General features: G+C 68.5%; 14 protein-coding genes. All 14 read left to right on the top strand.

The features are described 5' to 3' along the window. The first annotated feature begins 15 nt into the window (after positions 1-15). A complete protein-coding gene (gene rsmG, locus AC3ITN_RS19155) occupies positions 16-654 on the top strand; it encodes a 16S rRNA (guanine(527)-N(7))-methyltransferase RsmG (RefSeq protein WP_489391553.1) in 639 nt (212 codons plus the stop codon). 121 nt (positions 655-775) lie between these two features. Then, positions 776-1,573 carry a ParA family protein gene (locus AC3ITN_RS19150; RefSeq protein WP_313347682.1) on the top strand — a complete coding sequence of 266 codons (798 nt, stop codon included), beginning with the start codon at positions 776-778 and terminating at the stop codon, positions 1,571-1,573. Then, the gene (locus tag AC3ITN_RS19145) at positions 1,573-2,496 is read left to right on the top strand and encodes a ParB/RepB/Spo0J family partition protein (protein WP_313347681.1); all 924 of its coding nucleotides are present in this window, start codon (positions 1,573-1,575) and stop codon (positions 2,494-2,496) included. The genes AC3ITN_RS19150 and AC3ITN_RS19145 overlap by 1 nt, the downstream gene beginning before the upstream one ends. A gap of 9 nt (positions 2,497-2,505) precedes the next feature. Beyond that, the gene (locus AC3ITN_RS19140) at positions 2,506-2,814 is read left to right on the top strand and encodes a helix-hairpin-helix domain-containing protein (RefSeq protein WP_313347680.1); all 309 of its coding nucleotides are present in this window, start codon (positions 2,506-2,508) and stop codon (positions 2,812-2,814) included. A gap of 42 nt (positions 2,815-2,856) precedes the next feature. Next, positions 2,857-3,582 carry a suppressor of fused domain protein gene (locus tag AC3ITN_RS19135; protein WP_489391552.1) on the top strand — a complete coding sequence of 242 codons (726 nt, stop codon included), beginning with the start codon at positions 2,857-2,859 and terminating at the stop codon, positions 3,580-3,582. Between the two features lie 50 nt (positions 3,583-3,632). Further along, complete coding sequence (locus AC3ITN_RS19130) at positions 3,633-4,598, top strand: NAD-dependent epimerase/dehydratase family protein (protein ID WP_489391551.1); 966 nt, start codon at positions 3,633-3,635, stop codon at positions 4,596-4,598. Between the two features lie 87 nt (positions 4,599-4,685). Further along, positions 4,686-5,408 carry a glycosyltransferase family 2 protein gene (locus AC3ITN_RS19125; protein WP_489391550.1) on the top strand — a complete coding sequence of 241 codons (723 nt, stop codon included), beginning with the start codon at positions 4,686-4,688 and terminating at the stop codon, positions 5,406-5,408. Next, positions 5,408-5,749 carry a lipid-A-disaccharide synthase N-terminal domain-containing protein gene (locus tag AC3ITN_RS19120; protein ID WP_313347676.1) on the top strand — a complete coding sequence of 114 codons (342 nt, stop codon included), beginning with the start codon at positions 5,408-5,410 and terminating at the stop codon, positions 5,747-5,749. Before AC3ITN_RS19125 ends, AC3ITN_RS19120 begins: the two co-directional genes overlap by 1 nt. A 466-nt stretch (positions 5,750-6,215) precedes the next feature. Further along, complete coding sequence (locus AC3ITN_RS19115; protein WP_489391549.1) at positions 6,216-7,997, top strand: DUF885 domain-containing protein; 1,782 nt, start codon at positions 6,216-6,218, stop codon at positions 7,995-7,997. A gap of 158 nt (positions 7,998-8,155) precedes the next feature. Continuing rightward, on the top strand, positions 8,156-8,602 hold the full coding sequence (locus AC3ITN_RS19110) for a hypothetical protein (RefSeq protein ID WP_489391548.1): 447 nt from the start codon (positions 8,156-8,158) through the stop codon (positions 8,600-8,602). 82 nt (positions 8,603-8,684) lie between these two features. Next, positions 8,685-9,059 (top strand): DUF2946 family protein, encoded by a 375-nt coding sequence (locus AC3ITN_RS19105; RefSeq protein WP_489391547.1) that lies wholly within the window; start codon positions 8,685-8,687, stop codon positions 9,057-9,059. Between the two features lie 55 nt (positions 9,060-9,114). Next, positions 9,115-10,449: a TolC family protein gene (locus tag AC3ITN_RS19100; RefSeq protein ID WP_489391546.1), complete on the top strand. Its 1,335-nt coding sequence runs from the start codon at positions 9,115-9,117 to the stop codon at positions 10,447-10,449. After that, positions 10,446-11,432, top strand: coding sequence for an efflux RND transporter periplasmic adaptor subunit (locus AC3ITN_RS19095; protein WP_489391545.1), 987 nt, complete (start codon positions 10,446-10,448; stop codon positions 11,430-11,432). The genes AC3ITN_RS19100 and AC3ITN_RS19095 overlap by 4 nt, the downstream gene beginning before the upstream one ends. Positions 11,433-11,467: 35 nt before the next feature. Next, complete coding sequence (locus AC3ITN_RS19090; RefSeq protein ID WP_489391544.1) at positions 11,468-14,629, top strand: efflux RND transporter permease subunit; 3,162 nt, start codon at positions 11,468-11,470, stop codon at positions 14,627-14,629. Positions 14,630-14,631: the final 2 nt, after the last annotated feature.

Below are 14,631 nucleotides of genomic sequence, written 5' to 3'. Positions count from 1 at the left end.
TGCGATAATGGGCGCATGACCCAACACACACTGCCGGCCGGCGTGGCCGAAGCCCTTGAGCGTGGCCTGGCCGCGATGGACCTGGACACCGCCCTGGCGCCGCCCCTGCTGACCTACCTGACCCTGCTCGACCGCTGGAACCGCACCTACAACCTCACCGCCATCCGCGACCCGCTGGAGATGGTGACCCGCCATCTGCTGGATTCGCTGGCCATGCAGCCGTACCTGGAGCAGGGCACGCTGGCCGACCTGGGCACCGGCCCGGGGCTGCCCGGCATCCCGCTGGCCATCGCCCGCCCGCAGCTGCAGGTGACCCTGGTGGAGAGCAACGGCAAGAAGGCCCGCTTCATGCGCGAGGCGATACGCCAGCTCGGGCTGGGCAATGCCCGCGTGGCCGAGTCGCGGGCCGAGGCGCTGGATGAGCCGGGCGCTTACGACCACCTGACCGCGCGCGCCATGGATACGCTGGCCGGCATCATCGCCGTCGGCGGCCATCTGCTGCGGCCCGGCGGCCGCCTGCTGGCCATGAAGGGCGTCCATCCGCACGACGAGATCGCCCAGCTGCCGGCCGGCTGGCGGATTGAACGGGTGCTGCCGCTGCACGTTCCCGGTCTCACCGGTGAGCGCCATCTGGTCGTGGTGGCGGGGCCGTGAGCGGCCGCGCAGGCGTCCGTGGGGGAGTGCGGCGATCCGTCGCCGTGCATCTCACAGTGCATGACACGCCCCATATACGCATAATGGCCAGTCCCACTCCCCGCCGATGAGGCTCACCCGCATGGCCCGCATCATCGCCATCGCCAACCAGAAAGGTGGCGTCGGCAAGACCACGACTGCCGTCAATCTGGCCGCTGCCCTGGCTGCTGCGCCCAAGCGCGTGCTGCTGGTCGACCTCGATTCCCAGGGCAATGCGACCATGGGCAGCGGCGTGGACAAGCGGGAAGTTGCCGCCTCCACCTGCGACCTGCTGCTGGGCGAGAGCACTGCGGTCGAAGTCCGGGTGACCACCCCGGAAGGCTTCGACCTGCTGCCGGGCAACATCGACCTCACCGCCGCCGAGATCCAGCTGATGGACCAGGGCGAGCGCGAGCAGCGCCTCAAGCGCGCGCTGGCCCCGATCCGCGATGAATACGACTTCATCCTGATCGACTGCCCGCCGGCGTTGTCGCTGCTGACCCTGAACGCGTTGGCCGCCGCCGATTCGGTGATCGTGCCGATGCAGTGCGAGTACTACGCGCTGGAAGGACTGAGCGCGCTGGTGGAAACCATCGATGCGCTGCGCGCCAACCTCAATCCCAGCCTGGAGATCGAGGGCGTGCTGCGCACCATGTTCGACGTGCGCAACAACCTCGCCAACGCCGTATCGGCCGAACTGACCGACCACTTCGGCGACCGCGTGTTCCGCACCATCGTGCCGCGCAACGTGCGCCTGGCCGAAGCGCCCAGCCATGGGCAGAGCATCGTGGGTTACGACCGCGCCTCGCGCGGCGGCGTCGCCTACCTCGGCCTGGCCGGCGAGATCATCCGCCGCCACCACCAACGCAAGACGGCCGACAAGGCCATGGAGACCGCCTGATGAGCACCAAGCCCGCCCTCGGCAAGAAACGCGGCCTCGGCCGTGGCCTCGATGCCCTGCTGGGGCCCAAGGGGGCGGTGACGCAGGTGCAGGCCGCGGCGGTGGTCGAACCGCTGCCGGGTGAAGTGCTGCGCAAGCTGCCGGTGCAGCAGCTGCAGCCGGGCAAGTACCAGCCGCGCCGCGACATGGACGAGACCAAGCTCGCCGAGCTGGCCGAGTCGATCAAGGCCCAGGGGGTGATCCAGCCGATCCTGGTCCGCCAGCTCGGCCCCGACAGCTTCGAAATCGTGGCCGGCGAACGCCGCTGGCGCGCCTCGCAGCTGGCCGGCCTGGACGAAGTGCCGGTGGTGGTGCGCGAGCTGGAAGACCGCACCGTCATCGCGATGGCGCTCATCGAGAACATCCAGCGCGAAGACCTCAATCCGCTGGAAGAAGCCGAAGCGCTGCAGCGCCTGATCAGCGAATTCGCCCTCACCCATGCCGAGGCCGCGCAGGCCGTGGGGCGCTCGCGCGCCGCCGTCTCCAACCTGCTGCGCCTGCTGGAACTGCCGGTGGCGATCCGCCTGCTGCTGGAAACGCGTCGCCTGGAAATGGGCCATGCGCGCGCGCTGCTGACCCTGGCCCCGGAACTGGCCAGCAAGCTGGCGCAGGAAGCGGCCGACCAGGGCTGGTCGGTGCGTGAAGTGGAGCACCGCGCGCAGCAGTTCGCTGCCGGCAAGGTGCCCGGTTCGCTGCGCAGGAAGCCCAGTGCCAGCGCGCCCCAGGCCGATATCGCCTCGCTGGAAACCGAGCTGTCCGAATCGTTGGGCGCCCGCGTGGCCATCAACCACGGCCGCGGTGGCAAGGGCAAGCTCATCATTCATTACACCGACCTGGACACGCTGGACGGTGTGCTCGAACGACTCCGCGCACAGAAGGGCTGAACCCACGTAATGAACCCCACCAAGGTCGACCGCAACCATCTGTTGCGTCTGACCGACCTGCCGAATGTCGGGCCGGCCTGCGAGAAAGATCTGCGTCTGATCGGCATCCGCGTGCCCGCGCACCTGCGCGGCCGCGATGCCTACGACATGTATGCGCAGCTGTGCATGCGCACCGGGGTGATGCACGACCCGTGCGTGATCGACGTGTTCCTGTCGGTCGTGCGCTTCATGCAGGGCGAGGCACCACGACCGTGGTGGGATTTCAGCAAGGAACGCAAAGCCACGCTGGCCAAGGATGCCCCGCTCACCCTGTGGTGAGCCAACGCCCCTGGCCATCCGCGCAGACTACCGGGAGCCACCATGAGCAATGAACACGACGAACTGAGCCCGGGCGGCAGCCCGATCCTGCTGCATACGCAGGAGAAGGATTTCGAGCCCGCGCACGGCGAGGAATCCATCGAGCAGATCAGCGCGCATATCGAACAGCACCTCGGGCCGATCTCGGGCGTATTCCACGAGATCATTTCCGATGCCGTGCACATCGACGTGCACGTGGTCCCGGCCACGGACGCATTCCCGTACCTGCGCCTGGTGACCTCGGGCATGAGCGACCTGCCGATGGCCCTGCCCGAGGGCGTGGAGGCACCGCAGCACATGGAGCTGATGGTCACCCTGCCGGCCGACTGGCCGATCGAGCACGCCGATTTCGAGGATGAGCGCTACTACTGGCCGATCCGCCTGCTCAAGGGCCTGGCGCGGCTGCCGCACAAGTTCGATACCTGGCTGGGCTTTGGCCACACCGTGCCCAACGGCCACCCGGCCGAGCCCTATGCGCCGGGCGTGGGCTTCGATGGCGCGATCGTGCTGCCGTCGGTGAGCGCGCCGGAAGACTTCAGCCATCTGGTGATCGATGCGGAGAAGACCATCGTCTTCATGGCCCTGGTGCCGCTGTATCCGGAAGAGATGGCGTTGAAGCTGAAGAAGGGCAGTGATGCACTGCTGGACCGCTTCGATGCCAAGGGCATCCGGGACATCATCGAACCAGGCCGCGTCAACGTGGCCAGGAAACGCTTCGGGCTGTTCTGAGCGCAGCGCATCGGCGATATCCTGTCGGCTGGAAATTCCAGGACCCTGCCATGACCCTACTCGTGACCGGCGCTGCCGGCTTCATTGGCGCCAACACCGTCCGTGCCTTGCTGGATGCCGGTGAAACGGTGGTCGGCCTGGACAACTACAACGACTACTACGATCCGCAGATCAAGCGCGACCGCGTGGCCGCGCTGTGCCCGGACGCCGACATCCGCGTGCTCGACCTGACCGATCGCGATGGCCTGGCCGCGCTGTTCGACGAGGTCGCCCCCACCCGGGTTATCCACCTGGCCGCGCAGGCCGGCGTGCGCTATTCGCTGGAAAACCCGCACGCCTACGTGGACAGCAACCTGGTGGGCTTCGTGAACATGCTGGAGCTGTGCCGGCACCGTGGCGTGGCCCACCTGGTATACGCCTCCAGCAGTTCGGTGTACGGCGACTCGGCCTCGCCGCCGTTTTCCGAAGACCAGCGCATCGACCGCCCGCGCTCGCTGTATGCGGCCACCAAGGCCGCCAACGAGCTGATGGCCTACACCTACGCCCAGCTGTATGGCCTGCGCGCCACCGGGCTGCGCTTCTTTACCGTGTACGGCCCATGGGGCCGCCCCGACATGGCCCCGCTGCTGTTCTCGCGCGCGGTGCTGGCCGGACGCCCGATCGAGGTGTTCAACGACGGAAAGATGCAGCGCGACTTCACACATGTTTCCGACATCGTGGCCGGTATCCTCGGCGCGCTGGCGCATCCGTCCGGCGAGGATGTACCCCACCGTGTCTTCAACCTGGGCAACCACACCCCGATCGAGCTCGAACGCTTCATCGGCATCATCGAAGCCGCCGCCGGACGTCCGGCGCAGAAGGTCTACAAGCCCATGCAGCCGGGCGACATGGTCCGCACGATGGCCGACACCACGCGCGCCCATGACGCATTCGGCTATGAGCCGGCCACCCCGGTCGAGCGCGGGCTGCCGCCCGTGGTGGCATGGTGCCGCGACTATTTCGGGGATCGCGCCTGACTCACATCGACGGGTTCATCTTCAGATAACCTTGGTTGCGGAAAATGCGCGGTCTTTTTCATCCTTGGCCTTTCGCAGAGCCCGATCATGAGCCAACCCCAGTTGTCGGTCGTCGTTCCGGTGTTCAATGAACGCGACAACGTCCAACCCCTGATCGACGAGATCACCGCCGCCCTGCGCGGCCAGCTGGACTTCGAGATCGTCTACGTCGACGACCACTCGCGCGATGACACCCTGGCCGTGCTGCAGGCGCTGAAGGCCGGCACCCCCGAGCTGCGGGTCCTGCACCACGTGAGCCAGAGCGGGCAGAGCACCGCCGTGCGCACGGGGGTGAAGCACGCCCGTGCGCCGTGGATCGCCACGCTCGACGGTGACGGCCAGAACGATCCCGCCGATATCCCCAGGCTGCTGGCCGCACGCGCGGCCGCCGCGCCGCAGGTCAAACTGTTCGCCGGCTGGCGGGTCAACCGCCAGGACAGCGGCAGCAAGCGCTGGGCCAGCAAGTGGGCCAATGCGATCCGCGCCCGCATGCTGCGCGACGACACGCCCGATACCGGCTGCGGCATCAAGCTGTTCGAGCGCGACGCCTTCCTGGACCTGCCGTACTTCGACCACATGCATCGCTACCTGCCCGCGCTGATGCAGCGGGCCGGCTGGACGACGGTGAGCGTGCCGGTCAACCACCGGCACCGCACCGCGGGCGTGTCCAAGTACAACAATCTGGGCCGGGCGCTGGTGGGGATCCGCGATCTGCGTGGCGTGGCCTGGCTGATCACGCGCAGCAGGCGCACCGCCGTGGAAGAACGCTGATGGAGCTGCACTGGCTCGACCAACCGTTGACGTGGCTGTTCTGGACCGGCCTGCACGTGACCGGCTGGAAGCTGATCGGCTATACCGGCGCGCTGATGTTCGGCGGCCGCTGGCTGGTCCAGTTCGTCGCCTCCCGGCGCGCCGGCAAGCCGGTGATCCCGCGCCTGTTCTGGTACATGAGCGTGGTGGGCAGCCTGATGACGCTGAGTTACTTCCTGTTCTCGGCCAAGCAGGACTCGGTCGGCGTGCTGCAGAACCTGTTCCCGGCGTTTACTGCGTTGTACAGCCTGAAGCTGGATATCCAGCATCGCGGCTGGAAGCGGGATAAGGCGGCGCATTGACGAGGTGCAGCAGCCAACGGTGGGTACCCGCCGTTTGACGGTGTACCAACCAACGGTCGGTACCTACCGGTAGAGCCGACCGGGTAGAGCCGACTGGGTAGAGCCGACTGTTAGTCGGCTGCTCTCCCCGGACATCCGCGCGAACGGCAGCCGACTAACAGTCGGCTCTACCACGCGCCTTCGGCGCTTGGGTCTCGACCGTTGGCCGATCCCCGGTCCTGCCCGCTGCGGAGGTCTGGGTAAGCCGACTGGGTAGAGCCGACTGTTAGTCGGCTGCTCTCCCCGGACGTCCGCGCAAACGGCAGCCGACTAACAGTCGGCTCTACCACGCGCCTTCGGCGCTTGGGTCTCGACCGTTGGCCGATCCCCGGTCCTGCCCGCTGCGCGGGCAGGACCTTTGATCCATGCACCCACCGGGGTGGCGGTGCCATGATCGGGGTTTGCCGTCCATCGGGAACCGCTGATCGTGAAATCACCGCTCGTCACCGCATTGCTGCTCGCCTTGGCCCTTCCCGCAGGTGCCGCATTCGCCGCCCCTCCGGCCGCGCCCGCCGCTGTGCCCGTCAGCCTGGCCAACGAAAGTGCCGCCGATGCACAGTTCCGCGCCATCTACGAGAAGGAATGGAAATGGCGCCAGGAGGGCGGTGGTGAGGCCAGCGAAGACGGTGACGGCCCCGCCAATGCCACCCGCATGCCCGACATCGGCGCGGCCGCCCAGCAGGCCCGGCTGAAGGTGTGGGACGACGTGCTGGCCCAGCTGGGCCGGATCGACCCGAAGACCCTGTCGGCCGACAACCAGATCAACTACGCCATCTACCGCGACCAGGTCTTCAACCTGGCCGCCGACGTCCGCCTGCGCGGCTACGAAATGCCGTTCAACGCCGATTCCTCATTCTGGTCGAACCTGTCGTTCATGGCCCGCCGCGACATGAAGACCGCGCAGGACTACCGCAACTACATCGCGCGCCTCAACGATGTACCGCGCTACTTCGACCAGCAAACCGACAACATGCGGGCCGGCCTCAAGCGCGGCTTCAGCGTGCCGCGTGCGGTGCTGGATGGCCGCGAAGTCTCCATCGCCACGGTATCCGAGCTCAAGGACCCGACCGCGTCGCCGCTGTATGCCCCCTTCAGGAAGCTGCCGGCCAGCATTCCGGCCGCCGACCAGGCCGAACTGCAGGCGCAGGCCCGCCAGGCCATCAGCGGCAGCGTGGTCCCCGCGTTTGCCAAGCTGCGCACCTTCTTCGTCAGCGAATACGTGCCGCAGGCGCGCACCACCCTGGCCGCCGAAGCCCTGCCCGATGGCAAGGCTTACTACAAGCAGCAGATCCACGAATACACCACGCTGGACCTCACCCCGCAGCAGATCCACGAGATCGGCCTGAAGGAAGTGGCGCGCATCCAGAAGGAAATGAACGGCATCATCGAGCAGGTGCAGTTCAAGGGCAGCTTCGCCGACTTCCTGGTGTTCCTGCGCACCGACCCGCAGTTCTACGCCAAGACCCCCGACGAGCTGCTGTATCGCGCGGCGTGGATCTCCAAGCGCGTGGATGGCGTGATCGGCAAGTACATGACGCTCCCGCGCGCACGCTTCACCATCGTGCCGGTACCGCCGGACATCGCACCGTTCTGGACCGCCGGTCGCGGCGGCATGGGCACCTACTGGCTCAACACCTACAACCTGCCGGCGCGCCCGCTCTACAACCTGCCCGCGCTGACCCTGCACGAGTCCGACCCCGGCCATGCACTGCAGGGTGCACTGGCCGCCGAGCAGGGCGAGCAGCCGGAGTTCCGCCGCACGGCGTACATCTCCGCCTATGGCGAGGGCTGGGGGCTGTACTGCGAAAAGCTGGGCGTGGAGATGGGCATCTACGAAACCCCGTACGAGGATTTCGGACGCCTGACCTACGAAATGTGGCGTGCCGCGCGCCTGGTGATCGACACCGGCGTGCACCACAAGGGCTGGACCCGCGAACAGGCCATTGCCTACCTGCGCGACCACACCGCGCTCAGCGAGCACGAGGTGACCACCGAGGTCGACCGCTACATCTCCTGGCCGGGCCAGGCGCTCAGCTACAAACTGGGTGAGATCGCGATCGTACGGCTGCGCGCCGAGGCCGAGCAGGCGCTGGGCGACCGCTTCGACGTCAAGGCCTTCCACGACGCCGTGCTCAAGCAGGGCTCGGTGCCGCTGCCCGTGCTGGAGGCGCAGATCCGCGCCTACATCGCCGCGCATCGCGCGCCCTGATGTCGGCAATGGCCGTTGCCGATGTGTGCCTCGGCACCCTTCGGCAACGCGCCTCCCATGCGTGTGCTGATATGTGAATCGCATCGCAGCGGCGCAGTGCTGCGCAGGCAGACTGCGGTGGGCGCCGACCGGGTGCCGTTCTCCAGTGATGCCTGATCATGCCGAACCCGATGAAGCTCCAGGGCGCCACGCCCTCCGTGCCCGCACCCGTTGCCGGGCCCGCAACGGCCCGCGAGCAGGGTGAACCGACCCTGCTGTCGGTGGACAACCACCCGTTCGACGCCAATGCGGCCCCAGCGAAGCCCTGCAGTCCCGCCGTTCTGGCGGTGTGCGGCAGCGCATTGAACAAGCCGGGCAAATTCAGTGTCGTGGAAGGCAGTCCTGGGCAGCACTACCTGGTTCACCGCTCCAGTGATCTCACCCTGGTGGCCCAGCGGATCGTGCCCGCCGACGGCGGCGGCGTGCGGGTCGAACTGCTGCGAGCTCCGCGTGACACCTGCTGGATGCTCATGGGGCAGCGTTTCCGCGATATCGACGAGGTGCGCCAGCTGGCACGTGGTTTCATGACCGAGATCCCCATGACCGCGGCACGTCCCTCCCCATGAAGCCGCTTGCCGGTCACTGCGATTGTGTAACGCGCAGGACCGCCGCTACCCTGCTGCGATGATGTCCCGCCTGCGCCGTCGCTTGTCCATGCCGCTCCGCCTGCTGATGCTGGTGGTGGTGCTGTTCGGCACCGCCGGCGGCGCGTTGGCGGCGGCGCTGGGCGACCTGCACGCGCTGTCGCACGGTGACACCGGTCTGGCGCATGCGGCCGCGCACGCCGACGCGTCCGTTCCCCTCGAGGCCGATACCAGTCAAGAGGAAGACGACCAAGGCACGCGTCTGCTGCACGCCCTGGTCCACTGCGGTCATTGCCACGGTCATGGTGGCGTGCTGCCGCTGGCGGCCTCGGCCTGGACCCTGCCCGGTGCCCCGGCCCACATCGTGCCCACCGGCATGACCGCCCAGCTGCTCGCGCAACCTCCCGAGAGCCTGCTGCGCCCCCCGATAGCGGTCTGATGCCGCGCGGCCGTGTGCCGCGACCGACACTCTGAACCGCTTTCTGGAGATTCCCATGTGGATGCGTCTGGCAGCCTTGGCTGCCGTAGCGTTCGTGCCGTGCGCGTATGCGCAGGGCACCGCGCCTGTTTCACCCTTGCCCCTTGCTGCGTCGCCGGCCCTGCCGACGCCGCGTTCCCCGCTGACCCTGGACGAGGCGCTCGCGCGGGTCGCGCGGTTCCACCCGGACCTGCGCCTGGCCGATGCCCAGCGCCCGATCTGGGAAGCGCGGCGTGACGCGGCCGCGCTTCGCCCGCCGCTGACCTTGGGCGTGGAACTGGAAAATGCCCTCGGCAGCGGCGGCAGCCGCGGCTTCGATGCGGCCGAGCTGACCGTCACCCTGGCTGGCGTGCTGGAACGCGGCGGCAAACTCGATGCGCGGCGGGTACTCGCCCAGGCCAACCTGGATGCGCTTGCCCCGCAGCGCGAGACCGCACGGCTGGACCTCATGGCCGAGGTGGCACGGCGCTACCTCGGCGTCACCGAGGCGCGTGCGCAGCTGACCATCGCAGAGACCGACATCGAGCAGCGCCGCCGCGCCGTTGCCGCCGCCCGCCTGCGCCTGCAGGCCGGTGCATCGCCCGAATCGGTGCTGATGACCGCCCAGGCCATGCTGGCCCAGGCCGAAGTGGACCGCGACCGCGCCCTGCAGATGGACCGCTCCGCCCGGGTGGCGCTGGCGGCCTTGTGGCGCGAGCGTGAACCGGGGTTCGACGTGGTCAGTGGTGACCCGATGCGCCTGCCTGGGCTGCAGGACTTCGACGGACTGGCCGACACCCTGCAGCGCACGCCCGAGCTGGCCGTGCTGGCCGGCGAGCGCCGCGTACGCGAGGCACAGCTGCAGCTGGCGCGCACCCAGGCACGTCCCGACCTCAGCTGGCAGGCCGGCGTGCGCAACAGCCGCGACACCGGCAATACCTCGCTGGTGGCCGGCTTCAGCCTGCCGCTGGGCAGTGTGTCGCGTGCCGCGCCGGACATCCGCGCGGCCGAAGCCGAGCTGGCGCTCAACGGCGTGGAACGCGAGGCACGCGCGCTGCAGCTGTACGCCACCCTGGCCGAGGCACATGGTCGCTACCTCACCTCGCGGCTGGAGGTGACGCGCATGGCGCGTGACGTGCTGCCGAAGCTCCAGCGGGCCGAGAATGCCGCCGGAACGGCATGGCGCAGCGGTGCCATCAGCTACATGGAGTGGGCGCAGCTGCAGGCCATGCGCATCGAGGCACGTCAGCGCCAGCTGGCGGCGGCGATTGCCGCCCAGACCGCACTGATTGAAATCCAGCGGTTGACCGGCCAGAGCATGCTTGCCGCCGCCAGCCCATCCGACCCCGTGTCCACGGAGGACCGCCAATGACCGCTTCCCCGACCCGTACCGCGCTGGCCGCCGGCCTGCTGATGGCGCTGATCGCACTGACCGGTTGTGGCGGCGGCGAGTCGCCTGCCACGCCACCCGATGCCAAGGCCGACGCCGGCCAAGGCGAGGCAGGCCATGACGACGCGCGCGACGAGCACGAGCCGCCGGAACGCACCACCATCGCCGCGGCCATGGCCGAGCAGGCCGGCATCCGTGTCGCGCCGGTCGCCACCGGCACCATCGCCGACGAGCACGACGTGCAGGGCCTGCTGACCCCGGTCGACGGCCGCGTCGCGCAGGTGATGGCGCGCTTCCCCGGCCCCATCCGCTCGCTGCGCGCCAATGTCGGCGACCGCGTACGCGCCGGCCAGGTGCTGGCCAGCATCGAAAGCAATCTCAGCCTGACCACCTACACCGTCAGCGCGCCGATCAGTGGCGTGGTGCTGGCGCGCCAGGCCCAGGTGGGCGGTGTGGCCGGCGAGGGCAGCCCGCTGTTCGAGATCGGTGACCTGTCCACGCTGTGGGTGGACCTGCATATCTTCGGCAACGACACCCAGCACATTACCGCGGGCGTACCGGTCACGGTGTCGCGCATGACCGACGGCGTCAGCCAGGCCACCACGCTCGAACGCGTGCTGCCGGGCACCGCTACCGCCAGCCAGAGCACGGTCGCCCGCGCCACGCTGCGCAACGACGACGGCCAATGGCGCCCGGGTGCCGCGGTCAAGGCCCGCATCGTGGTCGCCACCACGCAGGCCGCGCAGGTGGTGCCACTGAGCGCGCTGCAGACGATGGACGGCAAGGACGTGGTGTTCGTGCGCGAAGGTGACACCTACACCGCCCGGCCGGTCACCCTGGGCGCGCGCGATGCGAACACCGTCGAAGTACGTGGCGGCCTGGCGCTGGGCGAGAACGTGGTGGTCGCGCAGAGCTACGTGGTCAAGGCCGACATCGGCAAGGCGGGGGCAGCGCATGAACATTGACGCCCTGCCAGGCCCGGCACGCGGAGGGCGCCCACATGCTTGAGCGCATCATCCGCGCCGCCATCGCCCATCGCTGGTTGATGATGGTACTGACGCTCGTTCTGATCGCCGTCGGCAGCTGGAGCTTCACCCGCCTGCCGATCGACGCCACGCCGGACATCACCAACGTCCAGGTCCAGATCAACACCGCCGCACCCGGCTATTCGCCGTTGGAGACCGAACAGCGCATCACCTATGCGGTGGAAACCGCCATGGCGGGGTTGCCGGCCATGGAGCAGGCGCGTTCGCTGTCGCGCTACGGGCTCTCACAGGTCACCGTGGTGTTCAAGGACGGCACCGACATCTACTTCGCCCGGCAGCAGGTCGCCGAGCGCCTGCAACAGGTCAAGTCGCAGCTCCCGGAGGGACTGGACCCGCAGCTGGGGCCGATCTCCACCGGCCTGGGCGAGATCTTCATGTACACCATCGACGCCGATCCCAAGGCGCGCAAGGCCGATGGCACGCCGTACACCGCCACGGATCTGCGCACCCTGCAGGACTGGGTGATCCGCCCACAGCTGCGCAACGTGCCCGGCGTGACCGAGGTCAACACCATCGGTGGCTTCCAGCGCCAGGTGCACATCACGCCGGACCCGGCGCGGCTGCGCGCGCTGGGCTTCACCCTGGAGGACGTGGCGCAGGCGGTGGAGACCAACAACCAGAATGTCGGCGCCGGCTACATCGAGCGCAACGGCCAGCAGTTCCTGGTTCGCATCCCCGGCCAGGTCGCCACGCTGGAGGAGATCGGCAACATCGTGCTGGCGCGGCGCGAAGGCGTGCCGATCCACGTGCACGATGTCGCCCAGGTCCAGGATGGGCCGGAGCTGCGCAGTGGCGCCGCCACCCAGAACGGCCATGAAGTGGTGATGGGCACGGTGGTGATGCTGATCGGCGCCAACAGCCGCGACGTGGCCCAAGCTGCGGCGGCACGCCTGCAGCAGGCACAGGCCAGCCTGCCCGAGGGTGTCACCGTCACCGCCAGCTACGACCGCACCGCGCTGGTGGATCGCACCATCGCGACTGTCGCCAGGAATCTGGTGGAAGGTGCGTTGCTGGTGATCGTGGTGCTGTTCGCGCTGCTCGGCAATTTCCGCGCGGCGCTGATCACCGCGGCGGTCATTCCGCTGGCGATGCTGTTCACCCTCACCGGCATGGCCCGTGGCGGTGTCTCGGCCAACCTGATGAGCCTGGGCGCGCTGGACTTCGGCCTGATCGTCGATGGTGCCGTGATCATCATCGAGAACTGCCTGCGTCGCTTCGGCGAACGCCAGCACGCGCTGGGCCGTGACATGACCCGCGAAGAGCGCTTCGCCGAGACCGCCAGCGCCACCGCTGAAGTGATCCGTCCCAGCCTGTTCGGGCTGGGCATCATCACGGCGGTGTACCTGCCGATCTTCGCGCTCACCGGTGTGGAAGGCAAGATGTTCCACCCGATGGCGATCACCGTGGTGCTGGCCCTGAGCGGTGCGATGGTACTGGCGCTCACCTTCGTGCCCGCCGCGATCGCGTTGTTCCTCGGTGGCCGCGTGCAGGAGAAGGAGAACCGCCTGATGGCCTGGGTGCGCAGGCGCTACGCACCGATGCTGGCGTTTGCCCTGCGCCGTGGTCGATGGATGGCGGCCGGGGCAGGGGTGCTGGTGATCGTCTGCGGCCTGCTGGCCACGCGGCTGGGCAGCGAGTTCGTGCCCAACCTGGACGAAGGCGACGTCGCCATGCATGCCATGCGCATCCCCGGCACCAGCCTGACCCAGTCGATCGAGATGCAGAAGCAGATCGAGAACCGCCTGGTGCAGTTCGCCGAGGTGGACACGGTGTTCTCCAAGATCGGCACACCGGAAGTCGCCTCAGACCCGATGCCGCCGTCGGTGGCCGATACCTTCATCATGATGAAGCCACGCAAGGCCTGGCCGGACCCGCGCAAGTCGCGTGCGGCGCTGCTGGGCGAACTGGAGGCGGCGGTCGAGCAGCTGCCCGGCAACAACTACGAGTTCACCCAGCCGATCCAGATGCGCACCAACGAGCTCATCTCCGGTGTGCGCGCCGACGTGGCGGTGATGCTGTTCGGGGATGACCTGGACACGCTGCTCTCGGTGGGCAGGCGCATTGCAACCGCAGCCGGTGGCGTGCCCGGTGCCGCCGACGTGCGGGTGGAGGAAACCAGCGGGTTGCCGCTGCTCACGATCACCCCCAACCGCACCGCGCTGGCCGGCTACGGACTCAATCCCGGGCAGGTGCAGTCCACCCTTGCCACCGCCGTGGGCGGGCAGGTGGCAGGGCAGCTGTTCGAAGGCGACCGCCGCTTCGACATCGTGGTGCGCCTGCCCGACGCGCTGCGCCAGGACCCGGCCGCCCTGGCCGACCTGCCGGTGTCGCTGGAATCCGCACTGGCCGGCGATGCCGACGAGTCCAGCCGTGCGGGCAGCGGAACCAGCGGCAGTGCGCGCACCGTGCCGTTGCGTGAGCTGGCCACGTTGAGCAACAGCGAAGGGCCGAACCAGATCAACCGCGAGAACGGCAAGCGCCGCATCGTGGTGACCGCCAACGTGCGCGACCGTGACCTGGGCGGCTTCGTGCGGGATCTGCAGCAGGCCATCGGCCGCGACGTGCAGGTGCCCAACGGCTACTGGATCGAATACGGCGGCAGCTTCGAGCAGCTGATCTCGGCCAGTCAGCGTCTGTCGATCGTGGTGCCGATCACCCTGGCCATCATCTTCGCGCTGCTGTTCTGGGCCTTCGGTTCGGCGAAGGACGCCGCGATCGTGTTCAGCGGCGTGCCGCTGGCGCTGACCGGCGGCGTGCTGGCCCTGGCGGCGCGTGGCATTCCGTTGTCGATCTCGGCGGGTGTCGGCTTCATCGCGCTGTCCGGCGTGGCCGTGCTCAACGGGCTGGTGATGATCAGCTTCGTACGCAGCCTGCGCGCGGATGGCATGCCGCTGGCCGATGCGGTGCGCGAAGGGGCGCTGGGCCGGCTGCGCCCGGTGCTGATGACCGCGCTGGTCGCCTCGCTGGGCTTCGTGCCGATGGCCTTCAACGTCGGCGCCGGCTCGGAAGTGCAGCGCCCGCTGGCCACCGTGGTCATCGGCGGCATCGTCTCGTCCACGCTGCTGACCCTGCTGGTACTGCCAGTGCTCTACCGGTGGTTGCATCGCAGGCAGTGAAG

Source organism: Stenotrophomonas sp. KH_036_B (genome assembly GCF_057839485.1).
Note: the sequence above shows the minus strand (reverse complement) of the source record. Positions and strands in the feature narration are given on the sequence as shown.

Excerpts from the sequence above, each read along its gene's own strand:
- AC3ITN_RS19090 (WP_489391544.1), top strand. The coding sequence starts at position 11,468 with ATGCTTGAGCGCATCATCCGCGCCGCCATCGCCCATCGCTGGTTGATG.
- AC3ITN_RS19095 (WP_489391545.1), top strand. The coding sequence starts at position 10,446 with ATGACCGCTTCCCCGACCCGTACCGCGCTGGCCGCCGGCCTGCTGATG.
- AC3ITN_RS19130 (WP_489391551.1), top strand. The coding sequence starts at position 3,633 with ATGACCCTACTCGTGACCGGCGCTGCCGGCTTCATTGGCGCCAACACC.
- AC3ITN_RS19145 (WP_313347681.1), top strand. The coding sequence starts at position 1,573 with ATGAGCACCAAGCCCGCCCTCGGCAAGAAACGCGGCCTCGGCCGTGGC.
- rsmG (WP_489391553.1), top strand. The coding sequence starts at position 16 with ATGACCCAACACACACTGCCGGCCGGCGTGGCCGAAGCCCTTGAGCGT.
- AC3ITN_RS19100 (WP_489391546.1), top strand. The coding sequence starts at position 9,115 with ATGTGGATGCGTCTGGCAGCCTTGGCTGCCGTAGCGTTCGTGCCGTGC.
- AC3ITN_RS19110 (WP_489391548.1), top strand. The coding sequence starts at position 8,156 with ATGCCGAACCCGATGAAGCTCCAGGGCGCCACGCCCTCCGTGCCCGCA.
- AC3ITN_RS19150 (WP_313347682.1), top strand. The coding sequence starts at position 776 with ATGGCCCGCATCATCGCCATCGCCAACCAGAAAGGTGGCGTCGGCAAG.
- AC3ITN_RS19125 (WP_489391550.1), top strand. The coding sequence starts at position 4,686 with ATGAGCCAACCCCAGTTGTCGGTCGTCGTTCCGGTGTTCAATGAACGC.
- AC3ITN_RS19120 (WP_313347676.1), top strand. The coding sequence starts at position 5,408 with ATGGAGCTGCACTGGCTCGACCAACCGTTGACGTGGCTGTTCTGGACC.
- AC3ITN_RS19135 (WP_489391552.1), top strand. The coding sequence starts at position 2,857 with ATGAGCAATGAACACGACGAACTGAGCCCGGGCGGCAGCCCGATCCTG.
- AC3ITN_RS19140 (WP_313347680.1), top strand. The coding sequence starts at position 2,506 with ATGAACCCCACCAAGGTCGACCGCAACCATCTGTTGCGTCTGACCGAC.